Annotated in this window: 25 protein-coding genes; 1 reads left to right on the top strand and 24 read right to left on the bottom strand. The window is 60.3% G+C overall.

Annotated elements, in window-relative coordinates:
• Positions 1-274: 274 nt before the first annotated feature.
• From SFUM_RS12965 to SFUM_RS12870, 23 genes are all read right to left on the bottom strand, one after another.
• Positions 275-1,624, bottom strand: a complete 1,350-nt coding sequence (locus SFUM_RS12965) for a hypothetical protein (RefSeq protein WP_150109514.1) — start codon at positions 1,622-1,624, stop codon at positions 275-277.
• A gap of 13 nt (positions 1,625-1,637) precedes the next feature.
• Positions 1,638-2,333 (bottom strand): ABC transporter ATP-binding protein, encoded by a 696-nt coding sequence (locus tag SFUM_RS12960; RefSeq protein WP_011699353.1) that lies wholly within the window; start codon positions 2,331-2,333, stop codon positions 1,638-1,640.
• Between the two features lie 9 nt (positions 2,334-2,342).
• Positions 2,343-2,516 (bottom strand): hypothetical protein, encoded by a 174-nt coding sequence (locus SFUM_RS23165; RefSeq protein ID WP_153307216.1) that lies wholly within the window; start codon positions 2,514-2,516, stop codon positions 2,343-2,345.
• Between the two features lie 476 nt (positions 2,517-2,992).
• Positions 2,993-3,289 carry a hypothetical protein gene (locus tag SFUM_RS12955; protein WP_041440495.1) on the bottom strand — a complete coding sequence of 99 codons (297 nt, stop codon included), beginning with the start codon at positions 3,287-3,289 and terminating at the stop codon, positions 2,993-2,995.
• A 13-nt stretch (positions 3,290-3,302) separates the two neighbouring features.
• Positions 3,303-4,022, bottom strand: coding sequence for a hypothetical protein (locus SFUM_RS12950; RefSeq protein WP_150109513.1), 720 nt, complete (start codon positions 4,020-4,022; stop codon positions 3,303-3,305).
• A 23-nt stretch (positions 4,023-4,045) separates the two neighbouring features.
• Positions 4,046-4,219 (bottom strand): hypothetical protein, encoded by a 174-nt coding sequence (locus SFUM_RS23160; protein ID WP_153307215.1) that lies wholly within the window; start codon positions 4,217-4,219, stop codon positions 4,046-4,048.
• The gene (locus tag SFUM_RS12945; protein WP_041440493.1) at positions 4,216-4,623 is read right to left on the bottom strand and encodes a DUF5681 domain-containing protein; all 408 of its coding nucleotides are present in this window, start codon (positions 4,621-4,623) and stop codon (positions 4,216-4,218) included. The genes SFUM_RS23160 and SFUM_RS12945 overlap by 4 nt, the downstream gene beginning before the upstream one ends.
• A 2-nt stretch (positions 4,624-4,625) precedes the next feature.
• A complete protein-coding gene (locus SFUM_RS23155; RefSeq protein ID WP_153307214.1) occupies positions 4,626-4,796 on the bottom strand; it encodes a hypothetical protein in 171 nt (56 codons plus the stop codon).
• Positions 4,793-5,329 carry an ERCC4 domain-containing protein gene (locus SFUM_RS12940; protein ID WP_011699351.1) on the bottom strand — a complete coding sequence of 179 codons (537 nt, stop codon included), beginning with the start codon at positions 5,327-5,329 and terminating at the stop codon, positions 4,793-4,795. The genes SFUM_RS23155 and SFUM_RS12940 overlap by 4 nt, the downstream gene beginning before the upstream one ends.
• Entirely contained in the window at positions 5,326-5,610 is a 285-nt protein-coding gene (locus SFUM_RS12935) for a hypothetical protein (protein ID WP_011699350.1), read from the bottom strand. The genes SFUM_RS12940 and SFUM_RS12935 overlap by 4 nt, the downstream gene beginning before the upstream one ends.
• Before the next feature lie 202 nt (positions 5,611-5,812).
• Entirely contained in the window at positions 5,813-7,186 is a 1,374-nt protein-coding gene (locus SFUM_RS12930) for a YfjI family protein (RefSeq protein WP_011699349.1), read from the bottom strand.
• Positions 7,183-7,371 carry a hypothetical protein gene (locus SFUM_RS12925; protein ID WP_041440491.1) on the bottom strand — a complete coding sequence of 63 codons (189 nt, stop codon included), beginning with the start codon at positions 7,369-7,371 and terminating at the stop codon, positions 7,183-7,185. Before SFUM_RS12925 ends, SFUM_RS12930 begins: the two co-directional genes overlap by 4 nt.
• Positions 7,368-7,553 (bottom strand): helix-turn-helix domain-containing protein, encoded by a 186-nt coding sequence (locus SFUM_RS12920; RefSeq protein WP_041440489.1) that lies wholly within the window; start codon positions 7,551-7,553, stop codon positions 7,368-7,370. Before SFUM_RS12920 ends, SFUM_RS12925 begins: the two co-directional genes overlap by 4 nt.
• 121 nt (positions 7,554-7,674) lie before the next feature.
• Positions 7,675-8,361, bottom strand: a complete 687-nt coding sequence (locus SFUM_RS12915) for a hypothetical protein (protein WP_150109512.1) — start codon at positions 8,359-8,361, stop codon at positions 7,675-7,677.
• A gap of 95 nt (positions 8,362-8,456) precedes the next feature.
• A complete protein-coding gene (locus SFUM_RS12910; protein ID WP_011699346.1) occupies positions 8,457-9,602 on the bottom strand; it encodes a tyrosine-type recombinase/integrase in 1,146 nt (381 codons plus the stop codon).
• A 137-nt stretch (positions 9,603-9,739) separates the two neighbouring features.
• Complete coding sequence (locus SFUM_RS12905) at positions 9,740-10,882, bottom strand: ABC transporter permease (protein WP_011699345.1); 1,143 nt, start codon at positions 10,880-10,882, stop codon at positions 9,740-9,742.
• A 54-nt stretch (positions 10,883-10,936) separates the two neighbouring features.
• Positions 10,937-12,205 carry an ABC transporter permease gene (locus SFUM_RS12900; RefSeq protein ID WP_011699344.1) on the bottom strand — a complete coding sequence of 423 codons (1,269 nt, stop codon included), beginning with the start codon at positions 12,203-12,205 and terminating at the stop codon, positions 10,937-10,939.
• Between the two features lie 10 nt (positions 12,206-12,215).
• Positions 12,216-13,013 carry an outer membrane lipoprotein-sorting protein gene (locus tag SFUM_RS12895; RefSeq protein ID WP_150109511.1) on the bottom strand — a complete coding sequence of 266 codons (798 nt, stop codon included), beginning with the start codon at positions 13,011-13,013 and terminating at the stop codon, positions 12,216-12,218.
• Between the two features lie 263 nt (positions 13,014-13,276).
• Positions 13,277-14,368 carry a two-component system sensor histidine kinase NtrB gene (locus tag SFUM_RS12890; protein ID WP_011699342.1) on the bottom strand — a complete coding sequence of 364 codons (1,092 nt, stop codon included), beginning with the start codon at positions 14,366-14,368 and terminating at the stop codon, positions 13,277-13,279.
• Positions 14,369-14,438: 70 nt separating this feature from the next.
• Positions 14,439-15,530, bottom strand: coding sequence for a 3-dehydroquinate synthase (aroB, locus tag SFUM_RS12885; protein ID WP_011699341.1), 1,092 nt, complete (start codon positions 15,528-15,530; stop codon positions 14,439-14,441).
• Positions 15,531-16,035: 505 nt separating this feature from the next.
• Positions 16,036-18,267 carry a ferrous iron transport protein B gene (feoB, locus tag SFUM_RS12880; protein WP_011699340.1) on the bottom strand — a complete coding sequence of 744 codons (2,232 nt, stop codon included), beginning with the start codon at positions 18,265-18,267 and terminating at the stop codon, positions 16,036-16,038.
• Positions 18,264-18,506: a FeoA family protein gene (locus SFUM_RS12875; protein WP_011699339.1), complete on the bottom strand. Its 243-nt coding sequence runs from the start codon at positions 18,504-18,506 to the stop codon at positions 18,264-18,266. The genes feoB and SFUM_RS12875 overlap by 4 nt, the downstream gene beginning before the upstream one ends.
• 97 nt (positions 18,507-18,603) lie before the next feature.
• On the bottom strand, positions 18,604-18,894 hold the full coding sequence (locus SFUM_RS12870; protein WP_011699338.1) for a FeoA family protein: 291 nt from the start codon (positions 18,892-18,894) through the stop codon (positions 18,604-18,606).
• A 145-nt stretch (positions 18,895-19,039) separates the two neighbouring features.
• Here SFUM_RS12870 and SFUM_RS12865 point away from each other — a divergent pair, with 145 nt between their 5' ends.
• Positions 19,040-20,962: a hypothetical protein gene (locus SFUM_RS12865; RefSeq protein ID WP_011699337.1), complete on the top strand. Its 1,923-nt coding sequence runs from the start codon at positions 19,040-19,042 to the stop codon at positions 20,960-20,962.
• Here the strand turns inward: SFUM_RS12865 and SFUM_RS12860 are convergent.
• On the bottom strand, positions 20,954-21,241 hold the full coding sequence (locus tag SFUM_RS12860; protein ID WP_011699336.1) for a hypothetical protein: 288 nt from the start codon (positions 21,239-21,241) through the stop codon (positions 20,954-20,956). The two genes, SFUM_RS12865 and SFUM_RS12860, sit on opposite strands and share 9 nt — an antisense overlap.
• Positions 21,242-21,549: the final 308 nt, after the last annotated feature.

The following is a 21,549-nucleotide window of genomic DNA, read 5'->3' as shown; positions in this document are numbered from 1 at the left end:
GCATTGGGCGGGAGGGCATAAAGCCCTCCCCTTGTATGTTGGACGGGCACATCGGTCCGTAGCGCGGGTCTATCCCCGCCCGCGTCACACCTCCCGATCGGCAGGTGTTGAGTCATCCTGAACGCACCTCGGTATGAGACCGGCGATTCTCGATGCCTTGCGGGTGAGGCAGGCATCACCAGAGTCTACGATCGGTAAAGGTGGAAAAGACGCTTTCCCAAAGCCCGGGGAGCCGCCTCCCCGGGTCCGTTTTCGGATCGCTTCGGGCCATGCGTCAAAAATAGTACTTCCACTCCAGAAAAAACAGGTCCGGAATCGTCCCGAATTCACTTTGAACGGCGGGCAGAGTACCGGAGGCGCTTTTCGGCGAAGGACCGAAATTCAAGGTCATGCCGATGAGGAGGTCCATCTCGTTTGCGAGCGAGATGTTCACGAGCGGCTGCAGCTGTGCGGAGCCGTCGGAGAGAGAATTGACGAGGGCCACTTGGCCCGTCACCAGTGGCGAGAATTCGTAGCGCGCCGACAACCCGGTCAAGTGACGGCTCATCTGGAGGCTGGCACCGAATTGCGTCCGGACCAGGGCTGCATCGAGGCGGTTCGGATCGCCGGAGCCATTATAGAGGTATTCGAAATCCAGGCTCAGACCGCTTTCGAATCGGTGGCCCAGGCCGATCACGCCGACGAAGCAGTTGTTGAACAAATCGCCCTGAAGCGGGGCGGGCAGAGGGTCCGAGGACATGGACAGGAACTGCGCCCCTTCCGCCCGAATCTGCACGGGGCCCCAGTCGCCGACTGCCCCCACGCCCACCTGCAATCCGCCGAAAACCTTGCCGGCTTGAAGCGAGAAGTCCCACCCCCACCTGTTGGCGAACAGCCTGCCCAGCAAGGCGGAACCATACCACGACGCATCCTCCGGATCGTTGCCTCCGATATCGCCCGGTCCGATGCCGATTTTCGGTCCGGCGGCCCCCACGAGGTTGAACCCGGAGAACGGACCGAAGGGAATGTCCACCCTGAGCGCGTCCACGCCGGGCTTGTAGTCGCGGTCGAACTGGCTGGAGCCGAACGGGAAGAACACGTCCAGGGGATTCCAAAAATAGGTCTTGCCGAAGGTTATGGCCTGGCGTCCCAGGGTGACGTCACCCCAGCCGAAGGACGTCTTGACGTTCATCCGGTCCATGGATGCGGTTGAAAAGGCCCGTTCCTCGTTCAGCACGGTCCACGAGGTGTCCAGCACCCTGTAGCGCAGGACGTTGCCCGTGCTCGTGTTTCCGACGGTGAGAAGGCTTCCGCCCGAGATCCTCTCGGTGGCGGCGGTGACGCTCTGAACCCAGTGAACCTCGTAGGAGAGCGACTGAGCGGGTCTGCCGGAGGCGGTCAGGCGAAGAATGGTCTGCGACAGCCCATCGATATCGTTCCGCCCGGAGAAAGGATAGGTGCCGTCGCGATCCAGCACGAAAAAAAGCGTGCGGATGCTGCCGTCCAGGCCGAACGCTTTTTCCCCGTCGCCGAGGAGGGCGAACGCACTCCGACACGGGAGCGCGCCTCCCCACATCAGGACGGGCAGCATGAGCCACGTCAGGGCTGGGGTAAGCCAATGGCGCGGGCAGCGCGCCTTCATCACGCTTCGGCTCCCTTCACAGGTTCGAGGGCTTCCCGTCCTCGACGATACGACCGTCCCGGAGCCTGATCAGCCTAAGGGCACGCTTCATGACGGCTTGGTCGTGGGTCGAGAAAAGGAAAGTGATTCCCTTTCCCTCGTTCAGACGACGCAGCAGGTTCATCAGCGCTCCGCCGGTTTCGGAATCGACGTTGGCCGTGGGTTCATCGGCCAGGATGAGAGCGGGCTCCGGCAGAATCGCCCGGGCGATGGCCACCCGCTGCTGCTGCCCCCCCGAGAGCTCCCGGGGAAAACGATGTTCCATTCCGTCCAGCCCCACTTCCCGCAGGACCCGCATCACCCGCTCGCGCCGTTCTTCCTTGTCGATGTTCTGCAGCATCAGCACGTACTCGGCATTTTCCAGGGCGGTCAGAACCGGAAGCAGGTTGTAGCTCTGAAAGACAAAGCCGATGCGGTCCCGCCTCAAGCGGCTCAGGACGCCTCCGGACAGACGGGTGATGTCGCGTCCTTCGATCTTCACGGTTCCCGACGTGGGCCGGTCGAGACCTCCGATGATGTTGAGCAGCGTGGTCTTCCCCGAGCCCGACGGGCCCGCCATGGACGCAAATTCTCCGGCCATCAGGACGAGGTCCACGCCGCGAAGCGCGCGGGTCACGATTCCGCCTTCTCCATAGTCCCTCGTCACACCGGACACCTCCACGATTTCCGCCACCGGCGACTCCTATCTCAGGGATTCGGTCATGCGCAGGCGCCCTATGCGCCGCATCGGAACGAGACTCAGCACAAGCATGGCCGCCATGGCGATTCCTCCCGTCCACAGAAGAATCGACGGGGTCAGCAGGGCATGGATCGTGGTTGAAACGGAAAAACCCGATACGGTCACTCCTTCGGGCATGAAACCCGAAAGGTCATTGTTCCGAGTACAGTCCAGTTATCATAAGAAACACAGATGTTTATGATGGATTTTGAGTCCCCGCCCACGTGTGTTTAAAACCTGTCCCCCACACTATCCCCCACATCCACACCGAAAATGGACACCTCACCTCGAACTTCGGTGGACGGCCAAGCGTGCCGGGTTCACGAGTGAGATGACGAGCCGCCGGGCCGAGCGCGTGGTCAATCGCGGTGTCCCTGAGCTTGTCGGCTTGCGAGGATGGGCCTAGAATCAACGATCCCCCGCCCGGACGTGTGTTCGGTCGTCCAGGCAGGGAAAAGCGATTGTAGGGCGTTTTGAGCAAAAGAAAACCCGGACAGGCTGCTTGACCTATCCGGGCTTGTGGCGGGGTTACCGGGCGGTTTTCTCTGTGCTCACAACGGCGGGTGTCCATGTCCACGGAAAGGGACGTCCGAAGCGGGTTCTGGTTCGTGATCTCATCGCACTTCCTCCTCTCCTAAAATCTCGTTGATCGTCGCCTCATCCACACCTTCGCGCCTGAGCCGCTGCCGGGTGATTTTCTTCTCGGCCTCGTCAGCGCGCGCATACTCACGCCGGGCGTTTGCGAGCCTTTCTCGCTGTGCACGGGCTTCTGCGGCACGAAGTCCAGGGCTTGCCGGAAAGGTCAATTCGAGCCTGCCAACCGGGCCTCGTGATCCAGGCTTCGGCGGACAGGGGATTGCGCTGCCGTTGCCGGGTGCCATGCTTGAGAATTCCAACCGTTTTTCACTCATCGTTGTTTGCCTCCTATCGTCTCGGGTTCTTGACTTGTGCCCAAATGACCTGAATCGAGTACGGTTTGCCTGCGGCCACGTGCAGGTCCTTGAGCGTGACTTCGATTTCCTGGGCTTCCAGGTTCCTAAAACCCGGAACGGGGAATCGCCCGAACCGGAGTCCTTCCACAGCCTTATCAGCCGCCCGATGGTTCATCTTGAACGCTTCCACGACGAGCGCGATGTACTTTTGCCGGGCTTCGGCAATCTTCACCCGATGAGCCTGGAGCGCGTTGAAATCGTCTTCGAGTTCCCGCTGGTACGCGGCAGCGATGTGGTGTTCCAATTTGCGGATCTTCGCGGCTTCCCGGATTCGCCACTCGCTCACGAGGGACAAGGCGCTCTTGGCTTCGGCAAGTTTCGCCTCTGCCTTCTGATACTTTTTGACGATCTCGTCGGTCGGCTCCCCGGCGTACATCAACGTAGAGTGTTGCCTGCGCAGTTCCTCCAGGTCTGATTCAAGCCCAAAAACCTCGCTTCTGCACTTCGATTCCCGCTCGACAAACCGCTCTGTGAATTTTTTCAGGGCGTCCACGGCCCTCTCAACGGGGGTGGGTTCGGTTTTGAGCCGTGCGAGCTCGGCGGCAATCTCTTCAAGCCGGTTCCGGCGCGCTTCCAGTTCGGCCTCGGCTATTTTCTCCCCTGCCTCCTGCCGGGCCTGGATTCGGGCTGCCAAAATTTTCTCTTCGTTCATCGCATGTTGCGCTTCTTCGAGTGTCATTGTTTCGTCCTTTCGTTTGGGGTTCGCGGGATCCCCGTGATGATGACCACGGTTCCCGGTTCGGGGTGCATTTCGCGCAATTTTTTCGCCTCTTCGGCACTTTCGACCACGATGAACACAGTGGTGCCGTTCTGGGCCTCCAGCCGCTCCACACGACGTTCCAGGCTCATTTCATCCCCCTTTCTTCGAGAGCCCGGATTCGCGCTTCGAGTTCGGTTGTTTCAACAGCCTTCCGGTGTTGCTCGACAATCCCCGCAATGGCCTGCGCCTCGCTCGGGGTGATCGTGCCTTCCGTGGCGGCTTTCAAGATAGCTTCCGTCAATCGCGACAAGTCGCCGTCTTCAATCAACGGTAGTTGCACCCGGACGGGCATGTCCCGCCGGGGTGGCACCAGCCGGTCCAGACATGCCTTCAGACACGTCGTATCGCCTTGTAGGGCCATAGAAACAATCTTCTCGACCAATTCATCGGCCCGGCCCGAAATAAGGGCTTCTGCGGCCATTGTGGCGCGGCATCGCGTCCCCGGTCGCCTCCCTGCCGGGTTTCCACTTTGGCCGGGCTTAAACTTTGCCATTTTTACCTCCTTCCCTGCTTTTGCAGATTGTTGGCAGTCTTCCATCGTTCTCCGGGTGCTTTCTCCACCACACGGAGGGGCTTTGCCATGAAGTCCAGAACCGCGTAGCCGTCGTCGTCCAGGAGCATCCGGCCCACAGGCTTTTCATCCGCAAGCAGTGTGTAGAATCTCATGACGATTTCCCCTCGAAGATCCGCGCATGCCCTCGAGGAGTATTAACGCCGGGGGGTGTCGGACCCCTCCCCCTAGGGGCATAGCCTGTCATTTTTCCGATCCGCGCGGCGCGCAAGATGTTGTGGGCATATTTGCTCAGGAGCGAAAAGGTCATGCGCTCTCCGCCCGCTCGTGACCCACAGAACAAAAAGGGTGTGCGATACCTGGTGCTGAACGCCGCGATACTTTCCACCGCAGCGTTGACTGTCATCCGCGAACGAAACCGACCGTCCAGGATGTCCGAGAGCGCGCCTTCGATGACCACACTGAAGAAGTCGAGCGCCTTTGCCCGGCATAACTCCTTCTCAAATCGTTCACGATCATGGCACAAGCATCCGATGAGGTCGTCCAGCGATTTTCGCTCGATGGCAACCCGATCCTCGAATCCCGCAAGGGAGTAATCGCCGGTGTGCAAGGTGCCGCGTTCGGTTTCCACATCATAGGTGGCGAAGTCGTAGGGTATTTGTTCTCTGGAGTCGATGATCACGATCATGGGGTTTCCTTCCCTGCCAGTTCCCGGAGAGCATCGGCGATGTCCAGTAGTCCCCGTTCAATCGATGCCCCGGCTTCCTTGAGTGCCAAGGCGTGAGCCTCGATCGCTCCCATGGGAGTGTCAGCGTCGGCGATACCGAGTCTGTGTATCGCCCTCGAAACCGCACGGAATCCCATTGCAATGGCGTCCACCATATTGGCGGGTTCATAGTTGGTGTCCACTTCGTTTACCGATGTAAAACACTCGATGAGGGTGCTTGCTAAGGATTCATTCTTGGCCATGGGTTGGTTCCTTTCAAAAAGTGTAGCCAAAAGTGTAGCCAACCGAAAACAGGGGTTAACTTATTGAAATCACTGTAAGTAGCCGAATTCTTATTACACATACCCTAAAAAAAACCTCTCTCTTATATAAGAATTGGATACACGCAATAATTCCGCATAGTTAAGTCCATTTTCGGCGTGGCTACAAAATTGGCTACAGTTTTTAGGCATCGACGGTTTCATAGCGTTTTTCTCCTCGGTTCCAGGCGATTTCACAGGCTTTGACGAGGTTCTGTTTTGCCTGCGCGAACACCCACAGCCCGTCTCGATTCGCGTGGGTTGCTTGCTTCAGTTCGCGTTCCGTGAGCGCCCCTCTAGCCCTCAGAGTGCGCCGGATTTTCTCTTCCATCCGGGCAAGCACACTATCGCTGTCGATCGGGTCGTGAAGCTTTCGAACTTCCAGTTGCCAGTCGCAAAGCCGGATGGCCTTCTTCACGGTTTCGAGGTCGATCACCCGTTTGCGGTCGTTCACGGCCAAGAGGGGCATCAGGCGAAGCGCGTAGCCGTCCAAACGCCGGGAATGTACTGAGTGGTCCAGGTTCATGTACCATGTGTGGTAAATCTCTTCGGCGTCCTTATCCACAGGCATTTCAAAACCAGTGCCTACCGTCTGGAGAACCGCTTGCAGGTCATATCTGAGGTTTGAAATGTCCGTAACAGGAATCTTCGGTGGAATAGAGAACCGGCGCTCTCCATGGCCTGTGACGATCCACAAACGGTTGATAAAGCCGATGTCCGTGAATTGGCTTGACCACATGGTCTCATAGGTCGGGACGGTTGATGCGCCTAGGATGCTTATTTGAGCGTTCTGAATACTGATGTCGCTCGTTTTGGTGCGTGATTCATAGCAACCTGATTCAAACAAGGTGGTCAGACAAGGCAAGAGCACGCTGGATTCGATTTTGCACTTGGCGACGAATGCCTTGAATTCATCGAAGCACAGGAGCAATTTGTTATTCTCTTCGAGCCTTTTTTGCAGCCCTTCAGCACTCCCGACGCCATGACAGACGCCAAAGTCCTTACGTGTGAAAAAGTCCAGGAAGAACTTCACGGTCTGACTGATGGCTGTTGATTTCCGGTCGTCGGCGGATTCGCCCAAAAGCAGGCAGTAGAGCCGGGGTTGGGTTGCAATCTGGCTTTCCACAACGATTTTGTCTGCAAGGACGTTTCCAAGCATGGTCATCGCCGAGAAGTAATAGAACTGTGCGGGGGCTTCGGTGTACGAGGAGAACAGGCTTGCGAAATTCCCCGCGAACCCGCTCATTACCTCATGCGGGAAGGCTCCAGGCGATTCGGTCTTGCTCTGCCGTGGTGGAACCTCCTGCTTGGGCGGGGTCTTTGGTTCAGTCCCGTTGCTTCGTGATTGTTGGAGGAGGGTGAGCAGGTCGCCGGTGGTAAATTCGCGGTTTTCGCCCGGACAGTGTGCCGCGCCATCGCCCACCGTCAAAACTCCTTTACCGCACGCGGGACAGGTGAATGTTCCGTCGGTCCTCAAGTTCTTCGGCCAACCCGCCAAGAGGATGTCTGTGATGTTCATCGGCTCCCCCCCGTTGTCCGGCGCAGTTCAGCGAGTTCCGCGCGGATTTCGGCCATGCCGGATTCAACCGTCGCCCGGATTGCTTCGTTCAAGCTCGTGAGCAACATGGCCAGGAAAAACACCTGCCGGTCCGACAACGCTTCCAGGCCCTCGGCGAAGCTTTGACGGAGTTCGTTGGCGTTCATCGCGGGTTCCCGCCGATCCGGGACGACTCGATCACGGCTTGCAAGTCCTCGAAGCGATACCGAACGGATTTGCCCAACTTCAGATAGGGAAATCTCCGTCGCGTGGAGCGGTCGTTTCGCAGGGTTGCAACGGACAGGTTCAGGAATCGGGCAGCCTGATGCTCGTTCAGTAAGCGTTCCATAAAGCACCTCCAAGTTGAAGAAATCGTTAGATTTTTTGCTACGTTGGAGGCAGTTTACGGCAAGGCAGGTGAAACAGTCACGGAAGGATAATTTAAAAAGTTATCTTACCGGTGAAAATCGCTAGGGATAGGTCATGTCGATGTGTCCACCATTGATGAGTTGGTGGTATCGATCCAGCGCGTGGCTTACCTTACGTTCCGCGTTTTCGGGATTGGGCAAGGCGGAATTTTCATCAAACAGGTTTCCGGGGTCTACAAATTCGTTCGGATACATATGCGTGGCTATTTCGCGGTTCGACATTCCGCTTTCATGTAGCCGCCCGATCTCAAGAATTCGCTCGTAGTCCGTTTTCCTCTTTGGTCGCTTCCTGATGTTCGGGTCGTCAAGATACCTGTCGATGATGCCGTTGATATGGGCTTTGAGCGCGGTTCTTGAATTTACCCTGCCAAGGTCTATGTGAATCGTCAGAGTTGTTGCGAAGCGTGAGCCGTCAAACGGTAGGTCGTCTATGAGGACGGTATGGCATTTTGTTGACATCAAGTGCTCGATGGTTAATCTGTTGCCCCATGCATCAGGCAGGTTCCCTTCGGAGATTTTTTCGAAGTCAAGAGCCGGGTCAACCCACTGTCCCAAACCGAACCGAGCGAAGCCGTCGACTAGGGCAAGCAAAAGGTCCGAATCGTCCCCTATCTGGATTTTGCCTGTTTGCCAGTCATGAAACTGTTCCCACAATCTAAGATACTCGGGGTCTCGTCTCAAAAATTCCCATCGAATACGCAACCAATCTCTTTCCTCTTCGGTAATCAAGCGCGCCTCCTGCAAGCGCTCCCTGGTGGTTCTCCGGGGGAAACCCGGCCAGGATACCGGGCTTGTCGGGAGCTACCCTATCCCCTGGAAACCGATCATGCTTGTCTGGGGATGTCAATCACGTTGTCTTTCTTCTTCACCGCCTTCTCGATGATCTCCCCGGCCAAGTCTGAAGCACGCCGAAGCGATTCATCCCTCAGGTGTGCGTATCTTGCTGTCATCGTCGGGCTTTTGTGGGTCAAGAGCTTCTGCAGGGTGTACATATCCACTTCGCCCGAACTTGCCAACGAGGAGGCAAAAGCGTGCCGCAAGCCGTGCAGCATTCGAAAGTCCTTCGGGAGTTCGGCGGCTTCCTTGATGCGGTTGAGGCTTTTGTTGATGTCGGTTCGTTGCGCTCCATTGCGGCCCGGAAACACAAAGAGGCTATCGGTTTTCGGATGATTAGCAAGAATCCGCCGTGCCGACTCGCTGAGGGGTATCCTCTGGTCGACGCCGCCTTTCGGGTCCCGGATGGATATAAAGCCCCGGTCGAGGTCGATATCCGTCCACCTGAGCTTGAGTATCTCCCCACGCCTCATGCCGGTGAAAAGCGCCAGTTTAACGATGTGCGCCACCTGCGTGTTCGGCTCTTCAGAAAGCGCCTTGAGCAGCCTTGCAAGCTCATCCGGCGTGAGGTCTTCCGTCTTTTCGTTGCGAACCCTCGGCATTGGAATTTGGAAGGACAAGCATGGGCACAGCTGCTTTCTGACTCCGAAATTGACGATGCGGCGCAAAAGCTCAAGCGCGTTGCGTACCGTCGCGGGCTTGTGGGTCTTCAGCATCTTGACTCTCAAGCGGTCCACATCGAGGGGCACAAGCTCTCCCGGTTCCTTGTCGCCGAATATGGGTTTTATGTGCTTCGAGAAGCGGTTTTCGTCCGTCACGATCCCTTTCAAGCCGGGTGTGCCGCGTTTGTACTCTTCCCACAGGCGGGTGATGGTCCACCTTTCCTTTACCTCCCGTTCGGCTTCTCTGCGCTCTTCGTTCGTCGGTTGGTCCCCTTCCATTCGCTTTGCCCGGATACCTGCCGCCCGTGCCGCGCTCATATCGTCCCGGAATTGCCGCCCGGCCTTTTCCTCGATGAGCTTTCCACCCCGGCGATACCGGATGTAGTAGATGCGCTCGACTTGTCCGTCCGCCCGAGTGCCTTCTACAAAGGTGACACCGGCGTATTTCGTCTTAGATCTGGTCTGCTTTGGCATGTCGTCCCCCACAGTTCTTGCTTGAAAATGTCGTCCCCCACAGTCCTAAACAGAGAAAATTCAACGTAACCCGAAAGTTTTCGTCCCCCACACTATCCCCCACACTTGGGGTAATTATAGGGGTAAAATGGAGGAAGTCAACGGAAAAGCATGGTCTGTAAAATGGCTGTACTCAAGCGGTTCCAGGAGTCATGAGGAAATGCGGGTAAATCAACCCCTCCGGGCATGAAACCCGAAAGGTCCAGCCCATGAACCTGGAGCGAGAGGGCGGCGGCGCCTCCCAGCGACATTCCCGCGACGCAGCCCAGTATCCCGATAAATGCCGATTCCACGAACAGCTGTCGCCTGAGCTGACCGATGCGCGTGCCCAGTGCCAGGAGCACGGCGAACTCGCGCTCCCGTTCGACGACGGACATGAGCAGGGTGTTGAGGATGGTGAAGAGGATGATGATGAACAGCAGGCTCTGGAATACCCAGGTGGAAGTCCGGCGTAACCGGATATACGACGCCACCTCGGGAAGAACCGCCTGCCAGGGCAGTACGGCCGCGTACTCTTCGCGCTCGATGGCCTTGATGGCTCCGATCGTTGCTTCCAGTTCGGACGGGCGCTTCAAAACAACCCCCAACTGAGTGGCTTCATCGGGTTGCAGGCCGAAGACCCGTTGAGCGAACTCCAAAGGGATCTGAACGAGATACCCGTCGATTTCGTCCGAGCCGATACGGAAGATGCCCTTCACGCGGCACAGCTCCTCCACCAGTTCCCCCCGGGCATTGTTGGTGGTCAGGACCAGCTTGCTACCCTGCGTCAATTTCAATTGGTCGGCAAGATGCTCGCCCAGTATCGCCTTTCGGTCATCGCCGTCTTCGAGGGTGCTTCCCGTCACCATGTGTCTTGCCAAGGGCGATGTCCCGGCCTCGACGGAGGGCTCCACCCCCATCACGGCAACCCCGACTGCGCCGGCGCTCGAATTGGCGACGCCCTGGCCGCGGATGAGGAGCTTCGTCGCCTCCACGGCCTCCATCCCGTCGATCCGCCGCCTCAGCCGATCCACGCCGCCGATGAACAGATCGACGGCGGGAGCCGCCTGGTACGCCTCGTGTTCCACGGTGATGTGGCCTGCCTGCATCCGGACCGCTTCGTTCACCACCTGGTTGTGGACGCCTTCCGACAGGGCGATGAAGAAAATGGCAATGGTCAGCCCCAGGGCGAGAGAGGCAATGGTGATGAGGGTTCTGCGCCGGTTGCGCCAGATGGAACGCCAGGCCAGTCGAACGATCATCCTTCCATCCTTCCGTCTCCTGTGAATCGCAGTCGCATCTCCCTGAGCAACCCTTCATGACCGCCGCCTTCCCGTGCCGCAGACGCTGCGCGGTCCGGCTCGTAGAAAATGTGAAAAGTGTAGGTTTGACCCCATGTCACGGGCGGACATGGCGGCGGGATACAGTGCCGCCAGGACGCACACCGCCCACATCATGAATACCGGCCACACGACCGTCCGGAGGGTGAGGTCGGCGCGCCACACGGGGTCGAACACCACCCCGGAGATCGTGGTCTCCCCCGCAAGGCTTGCCGTGTTCAGGCCCGTCGTTTGGAGAATGGTGGAGGCGGCAAGCCCCGCCAGAGTCCCGAACAGGGTGGCGACACATGCCAGCAGCCACGCCTCGAAGGTCACGTCGCGCACGATTCGCCAGGGCGTGGCACCGAGGGCTTTCTGCAATGCGAATTCGCGCGCCCGCTCATAGGTCGCCATGAGCATGGTGTTCATGACCCCCAGTCCGGCTGCGATGAGGAAGATGGCCCCGAAGATGGACATGCTGACGCCGGAGAGCTCGATCATGTCCGAAAAGGTCGGCAGCAGCCGGCGCCAGGTTCTAACCTCGTCCCCGGGCGCCAGGCGGGACAGCGTCTCGACCAGGGCATCCAAGGGAAGCCGCCCCCTCGTGTTGACGGCGATTTCGTGAATGCCTTCCGGCATCGCAAAGAGCTGCCTGAAATCGTCCAGGTGCATCATGGCCGCGTTTCGGTCGATGGCTTCGCCGACCGCTCCGAGAATTCCCACGACGGTGAAGAGGTCATTCCCCAGGGACCCGTCGGCCGCCTGCACGAGGACCACGATTTCGGAGCCGACCTCGGCGTTGAGGGACTTGGCCAGCTTCCGGCCCAGCACCAACCCCTTGCGAGCGGCCGGGGCCAGAAAAGTTCCCTGCGCGAGGTGCCCGGCAAGCTCGAAGGCAGCCGCCTCCATTGCCGGTTCCACTCCCTGGAAGAGAGCGCCGGCGGATTTAGTCCCCCTGCTGACCAGCCCGTAACCGTAGGTTCGTGGGGCGGCGCCGATGGAATGTTCGCCAAGCGCCTGGAGGAGGATCCGGGGGTGGGCGATCCGTTTGTAGAGGGAACGATCGGAAAGGTATCCGGGGGCATGCAGCTGAGCCTCACCCGTGGCCAACTGCGTGACGTTGCGGACCGTTTGCTTCAGGAAACCGCCCATGAGGGAGTACGTAGTGATGAGGATCAGGGTGTTCAGGGCGATCGCCGACATGGTGATGGCGGTGCGTCTGCGGTTTCTCCAGAGGTTCCGCCATGAAACGCGCAGAAGACTCACGGCTTTCCCCTTACTGCTGAAGATTCCGGAGCGAGAACACGTCATCGCTCAACACAACGTCGAAGCGGATCTCGTCGTAGGCGATCTGCGTCTTTTCGCCGGGCTTGTCCCGGGGAACCAGGGTCATGACCGTGGGCAGGAGCCGGCCCGAGAGCTCCCGGTAATGGGTGAACGCCATGGTGCGGGCCAGGCGCAGCCCTTCATCGTAATAGCGTGTCGCCACCGGAAGGTAATCCGAGCGCCGCACGACGACCTCCACCTTGCCCCAGACGACCGGAGCCTGGGGCTTGGGAATACAGGTGAGCTCCACCACGTCCTGTCCGTCCCGCATCCCCTGGAAGCTGATCCTGAAGTCATAGTCCTCCGCAAACCGGCTGCCCTTCACCAGGTCGTCGTTGGTGAAATGGGAGCCCATCCATGAGGCCGACAGCATCGAAGACGGCAGCTTGATGACCCGGTTCACCTTGGGGAGATAGTTCCAGAGATCGCTCCCGGAGCGAAGCGTGGCGGTGCCTTTTTCCTTGAGAGGGGCGAGTATTCTGATCAGGGACCGGTCCTTGCCGCGGCTCCAAAACTCCAGGGAAAGCGTCCTTTTCCAATGTTCCGTGACGACCTCCATGGTCATCTTTCCCTGGCTCGAAGTTCCCCGGTAGAGGTCGTCGACCTTGTTCAGGATGTCACGGGCCGAAAGCTCCTCCGCCAGGACGGGATAAGCGTCCAGCCCGGCCGAAATTCCCAGGGCGAGAAGAAGAATCACAACCGGGATCGTGCGCGCAGTATTGCAGTGTCCGCCGTTCACCGTTGTCATGCCTCCTTGGTAGATGCCGGCCGGGATGCCTTCGCCCGCTCGGTTGCATGCGCGTTGCGCAAAGGCCCGGAGAAGAAAAGCCCCCGCGCTTGCTGTTTCCTGCAGCTTCCGTGAGCAGGGTGTCCCAGGCGGCTCCGCTGCAATAAGGAACGAGGCGCCGAGCCACAAGCCGAAGCAATGGTCGGGCGGTTCGGATTCGTGTCGCTGCAGGCATTATGCCCCGATATTCCAATATTGCAAGCCTGCTCCCGACAGGTTGATCCCTACGGGCTCAGGGGCAGTTCGACAATGAACCGGGTTCCGCGCGATGTGCTTGAATGGAGCGTGAGCGTTCCGCCGTGATCGCGAATGATGTTCCGGCAGATGGGCAGACCGAGGCCGGTCCCGTCCGGCTTGGTGGTGAAAAACGGATCGAAGATTCTCTCCTGCAATTCCTCGGGAATCCCCGGTCCGTCGTCCTCGACGACAACCCGGGCGGTGTCCTTCTCGCGAACCGAGGAAATGGTGACGGTTCCGCTGTGCCGCAGAGCGCTGATGGCGTTGTCGAGGAGGTTGAGGAAAACCTGTTCGAGTTGGTTCGGATCGCCGTGAACCATGATCCGGTCGGCGCTCAGGTCTTTTTTCAGTTGAATTTTCCGATCCTTGAGCATTGGGGTGAGCAGTTCGAGGGTCGATTCCACCACCGCGTTCAGTGAAAGCGAGGACTTGTGGCTTGAGGACGGGGGGCGCGTCAACACCCGGAGGGAGCTCAGAAGCGTTTCCAAACGCTTGATTTCGTCCATGATGATGCGCAGCTTGCGACGGTCTTTCTCACTTGCCCGCAACGAGTCGCATCGTTCCACCTGGCCGGCGAATCCCCCGATGAGCACCAGCGGCTTGCGGATTTCGTGCCCGATGTGGGCCACGGCCTTGCCGACGTCGGCCAGGGTTTCCATGAAGCGGACCTCACGCTCCATTTCCTTTCTCTGTGTGATGTCGCGAATCACCGCCGTGAAGAAGAGATGCCCGCCGGTCCTGGACAGGGAGTAGGAAATCTCCACCGGAAAGGTGGTGCCGTCCTTACGCTGTCCGCGGCATTCTCTGGCTTCTCCGATCACTCGGGCAATGCCGGTGTCCACATACCGCTGAACGTACTGTCGATGCATGTCGTGGTGCGGATCGGGAATGAGCGGGGAGACGTCGCGGCCGACGATTTCATCTCTGCGCCATCCGAACATCTTCTCCGCCGATTGGTTGCAGTAAACCACGTTGTGGTTCTCGTCCACCGTGATCACCGCGTCCGTCACCGAAGCGAGTATGTCGCGGATGATGGCTTCGGAGGGCAGTTCCACTGTCTTGTCTTCAGGGATCGACATGGGCCTGTTCCTGGGCATTTTCCGAGGGACGCGTCGTTGGGTTTCGCACGCCCGGTTCGACCCGGGCGGTTCAGGCCGACAGATCGGTCAGTGTCCGCCTGAGCAATGTTTCATCGAGGTTTTCGTAATCGATCGCCTCGCCGATCCGCACCGGGAGGATGAAGTGCAGGACATCCCCCATCCGTTTCTTGTCCGAGCGCAGGGCGGCGACGATCGCAGCGGGATCGTACCCGGACGGCACCCGGGTGGGCAAATCCCACGCCTCGCACAATTTGATCAGCCGAGCCGCGGCTTCGTCAGGAAGCCTGCCCAGGCGCCTGGACAGCTCCGCCGAGACGGCCATGCCCACGGCCACCGCATCGCCGTGACGCACCCGGTAGCCGCTCAGCCTCTCCAGGGCATGACCTATGGTATGTCCGAAGTTGAGAATCCTTCGGTATCCACCCTCTTTCTCATCGGCCTCCACGACGCTCGCCTTGAACGCGCAGCATGCCGTGACGATCCGGCTGACCGCTTCGGGGTCGCGACGCCGGATGGCTTCGTGGTGTCCTTCGAGATAATCCCACAGCCGTGCGTCGCCGATCATGGCCGTTTTGACGACTTCAGCCATGCCCTGCCTCAGCTCGACGGCGGGCAGCGTCTCGAGAAATCGCGGGTCCATCCACACCGCCTCGGGCTGGTGGAAGCTCCCGAGCAGATTCTTGCCTTCCGGCAGATCGACTCCGGTCTTGCCGCCCACACTGCTGTCCACCTGCGCGAGAAGAGTAGTGGGTACCTGGTGGCAGGGGATGCCCCGCATGTACACCGAGGCGAGGAATCCCACCACGTCACCCGTCACGCCACCACCCACCGCGACCAGGACGCTGTTCCTGTCCGCGCCGGCCTCGACCAGTCTCCGGGCCAGCTCTTCCACGGACGAAAGCCGCTTGTTGGTTTCGGACGCCGCAAACAGAATCGGCTCGGAATGTTCTGCGCCGCCCAGTTGGAGTGCGGGCAACCGTTCGCCCCACAGCTCCCGGACGTTCGCGTCCCAGACCCAGAACGCCCTGCGGCGCCCCAGGCGGGTGAGGATCTCGCGCGGAAGCTCGTCGAGCGTCCCCGGTCCGATGATGAGCTCCGAGAGCCTGGAGCCGCCCGCGGGAAGGGAAATGGTCATCTTCATGGTCTATTGTCCCCAAATCAAACAACTTTCAGACCGCGTATCCTCCTTTTTGAAACGGAAGTCAAACACTAACTTGCTCCGATTCGGCCAGTCGCCGACAGCGCCGAGCACTCGGCCTCACACGCTTGCGCGTGTGGCCGAAACTTGGGGGGTGCGGGGGAATCATTCCCCCGCTCTTTTGTGCTTGAAAGATCCATCTTGCACGCAACTTCGTATGAAAAGGGGGAAGCGGCGAGGGCCGTGGTTACCGGAGCGGAGGCTTGTAACCCGGTCGGGAATGTCCCGGTCCGCCGTCACATTCCCCGCAAGGGACTTCCGGTGAGCTGCCGTGACGGGATGCGTCCTCCGGGCCGGGTGCCGTCCCGCCGTCTGCCGCGCAGCACCCGCAGCAGCCCGAACAGGGGGACGTTCCCGACCGGCAGGCTCTCGAAATGTGGCGAACGATGTATGCCAGCACGAGAGCCAGCACCACGAGGATAACGAGGCTCTGCCACATGTAGCTCTCCTATGTCCCCATTCCCAGCCACAACCCGCCCTGATAGACCAGTATCGCCAGCGCGAACGCGATGGCGGTGTTGAACGCCATGGAGAAAACACCCCATTTCCAGGTGCCGGACTCCTTGATGATGCAGGTCACCGTGGCCAGGCAGGGAGCGTAAAGCATGATAAAGACGATCACGGCGAAGGCCTGAAGAGGATTCCAACTCTTATCGGCGGCCAACCGCGCGCTCAGAGAAAGTTCCTCGTCTTTGCCCGATTCGCCCAGGGAGTAGGCTGTGCCGAGAGTGGAGATGATCAATTCCTTGGCCGCGAATCCCGAGAGCAGCGCAACGTTGAGTCGCCAGTCAAAGCCGGTCCAGCGGGTGATTCCTTCGAGCGCGGTGCCGATTCTGCCCGCGAAGGAATGCTTCAGTGCCGACTCCGCCTCTTCCCGGTCGACGGCCAGGAGCCGGTCGCGCCATGCAGCCGCGGAAGCCGTCCCCGCATCCTGTCCCCGGCCGGGCACTTCGGGTTTCACGTCCTCGGGGATTTGCCGCAGCACGTCTTGACGCTTCGCGTCGAATGCCTGCCGCTGAGTCTCCGAAAGCCCCGGGAAGGACATCAGGGCCCAGAAAAGGATCGAAATCGCGAGAATGATGGTCCCCGCTTTCCGAATGTACTGCCAAGTGCGCTCCCAGGTGTGGATGAGCAACCCCTTGAAAGTGGGGAGGCGGTAAGGGGGCAGCTCCAGCAGAAAGGGAGTGCTCGGACCCCGAAGGATGGTCACTCGGATCAACTTTGCAAGGAGCAGGGCGGCCGACCAGGAGAGCAGCGTGAGCACGAACATCATGACGGCGCGCCGTTCGGGGAAAAATGCGGCAATCAACATGGCGAACACCGGCAATTTGGCCCCGCAGTTCATGAAAGGCGCCGTCAGAAGGGTGGCCAGCCGCTCCTTGGAGCTGCGCAGCGTCCGGGTGGCCATAACGCCCGGCACGGCGCAGCCTCCCGCGATGCCGCCCGAAATGATGAACGCCATGACCGAGCTGCCGTGCAGCCCGAAGCTCCGGAATACCCGGTCCAGCATATAGGCGACCCTGGCGAGGTATCCCGTGTCCTCGAGCAGGGCGATGGACAGAAACATGAACACGATGAGCGGCACGAAGCCGATGATTCCCCCGACTCCATCGATGATTCCCGAAACGACGAGGGATTTCACCGGTCCGTCCGGAAGCGTCGACTCCGTGTAACGTCCCAGGATATTGAACCCCGATTCCAGCAACTCCACCGGCAGCCTGCTGTAATTGAAGGTGAACTGATAGACCGCGTAGAGAATCGCCATCATGATGATGGGACCCAGAAACCGGTTGGTCAGAACCCGGTCCAGCTGGTCCGAAAGATACAGTCGGTCGGCTTTGCGGTTCTGCCTGACGACGCCGTTGCGCAGAAGCGACGCTATGAATCCGTAGCGATGGTCGGCGATGATCGCTTCCGGGTAGCTGTCGAGCGTCTTTTCGAGGTGCTCCGCAACCCGGGCGGCGGTGGCTTCGAGTTTCCGGGACAGTTCGGGATCGGCTTCCCGGCCTTTTCCCAGCACCTGCTCATCCCCTTCCAGGACCTTCAGGGCGGTCCAGCGCGCCGGGAAGACGTCGGTCAAGAATCCGGCATCCCTAATATTTTTCTCCATCTCGCGCAACGCCGGGTCAACGTCGGGGCCGTAGGAAACATGCAAAGGCTCCCACGCCCGGTCCTTGGTCGCCTCGCCGACCGCGGCCGCAAGCAGTTCGTCCTTGCCTTTTCCGGTGCGCGCCACGGTAGGGATGACGGGCAGTCGCAGCCGCCTGGCCAGTTCCGCCGCGTCGATTTCGATCCCCCTGGCCGCGGCCGCGTCCATCATGTTCAACGCGATCACCAGGGGGGTGCCCAGCTCCAGGAGTTGGACCGTCAGGTACAGGTTCCGTTCCAGGTTGGACGCATCCACGATATCGATCACCACCCGGGGCCGGTCATTTACCAGGAAATCGCGCGCCACCAGCTCTTCCATCGAATAGGCGGTGAGCGAGTAGGTTCCCGGCAGGTCCACCAGGCGGATCCGGGTTCCGTTCAACGTGTGGAAACCTTCCTTTTTTTCCACCGTGATGCCCGGATAGTTGCCCACGTGCTGGCGGGCCCCGGTTACAGCGTTGAAAAGCGTGGTCTTGCCGCAATTGGGATTGCCCGCCAGCGCCATCAGGAATTCGCGCTCCGCGTCGCTCATGCCGGTTCCTCGACCTCGACTTCTATGTAGTCCGCCTCGCTGTTGCGCAGACTCAAGGTGAAATTGCGGATCCGAATGGCCACGGGATCCTTTAGCGGAGCGCGCCCCTGCACCTGGAACGTTGTGCCGGGCACCAGCCCCATGTCGCGGATGCGCCTTCCCAGCTCCCCCGACGCCTTCACCTTGGCAATGATTCCTTTCTGGCCCGCGGACATCTTACGCAATGGGACGAGCGTCATAAGACCTCACAGGAGAAGAAATTAGTTGTGCCTAACTTTTGGCTCCGAAAAAAAGCGGCTTCGCAAACCGCCTCCACGATGAATTCAATCCGATCGGCTACGCCACGGCCGTCACGAAGATCTTGTCGGAAACTCCCTCCCCGAGGCTCAAGGTGCCGCCGTGAACGCGCACCAGGCAGGGACACCCGCAACCGCCACACAATATCTCCATTTCCACGCCGGGATAGATCCCCATAGCCGCCATCCTCGCACAGAGATGCCGCCCCCCCCGGATGCCGGCCACTCGAAACCGCTTCCCCGATTTCACATCTCGAAGCGGCACCTGGCCGGGCACGGAGGCCCTCATGCCTTTACAGCAGCCACAGCCCTGCTTCATGTCGTTTGGCATAAAGCCCTCCTTTCTCGTTGATCGGTCATTAACGTCAGGTAATTAGGTAATCCGAACTTTATATGTTGTCAACATCTTTTTTGAATAACTTTGCCTTGACTTCAATTATTTTCCCGTTCCATTGTGGCCCTGAAAGGCAAAAAGCATGAACCGGAACATCCGCTCCGACAAACTCATCGCCGGCCTGGAACATACCTTCGCCCGCGACTCCATGCCATCCCGGAACGAAATGCGGGCGTTGCTGCGCCTTTGTGCGGACCCCGATGCGGAGCTCAGGGAGAGAGCGCTTCTGTGCCTGCTTCACCCCCTCACCCCGGCCGGGGAGGAGATCCACCTGCGCCGCCTTCTCCATTTCCTCGCCGCAGCCGGATTTGAAACCGCCGTCCTGCCCCGTCCTCTTGTGCAACTGGCGTTTGAAATCGCCGCGGAGCTTCGAGGGCTGCCCGGGGACGCGCGGATGGCGTCCCGGCTTTGCGGACTTTTTCGGAGTCTCGCCCGTGACCGGGCGGCGCGTCCGTTCGATCGTCGTTTCGCTGTTGCCCCATTTCTCTGCATGCTCGAAGGGCGGCTGCAGGCCCCCGGGCGGGGATCCCGAGCGGTGTCGCGCAGGCGCCGCCTGCGGCTCCTCAGGCTGCGCCTGAGCGTATTCGCGTCTTCGCCCGGCTGGGCGGAACTCACCTTAAAGGACCTGGAACCACTGCTTCCCATGGGCGACGAGCGGGGCCGCGTCCACAGCACGGGGCGGTGGGCGGCTTGCGGGCGCCTTCTTTTCTATCCGCCCGCGCCGCCGCGCTTCCTGCCGCTCCGGCTCCCGCCGATGGTTTCCGTCCACTGGGGAGGGGCATCCGGTTCCCGGTTGCGATCGATGGAAGACCTGGTCCGGCTGCAGGCGGAGGAGCTTATAGGGGTCAGGGAATTGGCGCGGTCCGTCAGCCGGAAGACCGCCAGAGTCGTCCTGAGCTGGCACAACGCGACGCTCGCCGCGGCGGGCGGCTGGGCTTTCGACGACCCGGGCCGCGCCTTCTCTTCGCAACCGCTCCTTGAAGAATTCTACCGTGCGGTGTCGAGGCGCGCATCCGAGCTCGAGAGAGACAGGGAGCTCCGCCTTGGCGCCGCGGACCTCGGCGCATTGAGGGAAGACCGGATCTTTCGTCCCAAGCTGATCCATGCTCTCGTCGAAAGCCGGTTCCGACACGCATGGGAGAGCGCCGGGGAGCAGGCGCTGAGGGAGGAAGCGGAGCGATGGAGCGGACTCCTGGAAGACCGTGCCCCGGAACGGCTCGCGGCCTCAGGGAAATACGCGTGGACGGGAGCGATGAGCCCTCACCAGCGGATCGGCGCGGGGGAAATCGCCGGATGGATCGAGAAGCACCGGGAGTCGTGGGCTCCGGGGTTGTTCCTGCTCGCCGCGCTCAACGGCACGGCGCAGGAATTCATGTCCCGGGGGAGGCTCGAAGCGTTCGTTCTTCCCTGGATAGACAAATTCTTCATCTCCACCCGCAGGGAGGGAGACCTGGAATACCTGCCCCGCCTGATCCGCTGGCTGGAGAAGACGGGGCCGGCCCCGCTCGTTCTTCTCTGGGAGGATACGTCCCACGCCCGGGCACCAAGCCTGCAACTGGCCCTGGAAAAGCTTCGGGCCGCCGGCCACGCCGTCCGCGGGATCGGGGTTTTCGATCGGGCAGGTTCGCATCGCACGGTCGCCCTGCCCGTCATCCTGGCTGAACACGAACGGACCCGGGTGTTTGTCCTGAGGCCTTTTGACGACAACCATCATCCGGTCTCGCTGGAGCGGATTCTGGACACGGACGGTCCGGCGTTCCTCCGCGATTACGATTCATCCTGGAAGGACAACCTGAGTTTTCTGTATGCGGGGACCCAGGTGTTTCCCCTGCTCTCCATCCAGGGAGAAATGGAGGATTTTGCGCCGTGGCTCGCCTTCGACCGCATCAGGGTTCCGTTCGGCGCGTACTTGCGGGGCAGGCTGAGGCGCGCGATAAGCGCGGGGGAGCGGGACGCCGGCGATTCATTCGCGGAGCGCCTTGCCGTTTGGGCCAATTTACTCTGACGGGGGCTTGCGGGTGTCGACCAGGTGGAGCCGAAACCCGGAAGCCTGCGCTCTCTCGGCGGCGATCCAGCCCCCGATGGGGACCTTGTCGGAGGCTTGGAGCGGATGGAAGTGGATGGCCGCCGCTCCCGCGGGCACCGTGGCCCGGTAGAATTTCTCCTGCGAGGCGTCGTAGCGAAAAAGATAGTAGTGATCCTCCCGGGTGAGCTCGTATGCTTCATAAACCCACACGCCCGGGTCCCGAACGATCTCCTGCAGAGTGTATTCCCGCTCTTTCATGAAGTGTTTCCTGCCTGATACCAAGGTGCGTTCAAGATTGCCCAACACCTGCCCGGCGGGAGGTGACGCGGGCGGGGATAAACCCCGGCTGCCCAGTGACGACGTTGCTTCACGCTCCCCGCGAGACGTCATCGACCCCGCTCTCACGCGTCGGACAGGCTCCCGGTCGCAGGGCCCGCCCGGTCATGCCGGGTTTGATCGCGTCCGCCAGGGGGCGCCGTCGCACGATTTGCGAATCCCTCAGGCCGAGCGGGTGGGGGAGCGCCTGCCATGCCCCGGATTTCTTCGTTTCGGCCGGGGTACGGGAC

The organism is Syntrophobacter fumaroxidans MPOB, assembly GCF_000014965.1.
Taxonomy (GTDB): domain Bacteria; phylum Desulfobacterota; class Syntrophobacteria; order Syntrophobacterales; family Syntrophobacteraceae; genus Syntrophobacter; species Syntrophobacter fumaroxidans.
The sequence above is the reverse complement of the archived record's forward strand: the minus strand, read 5'-3'. Positions and strand labels throughout refer to the sequence as shown.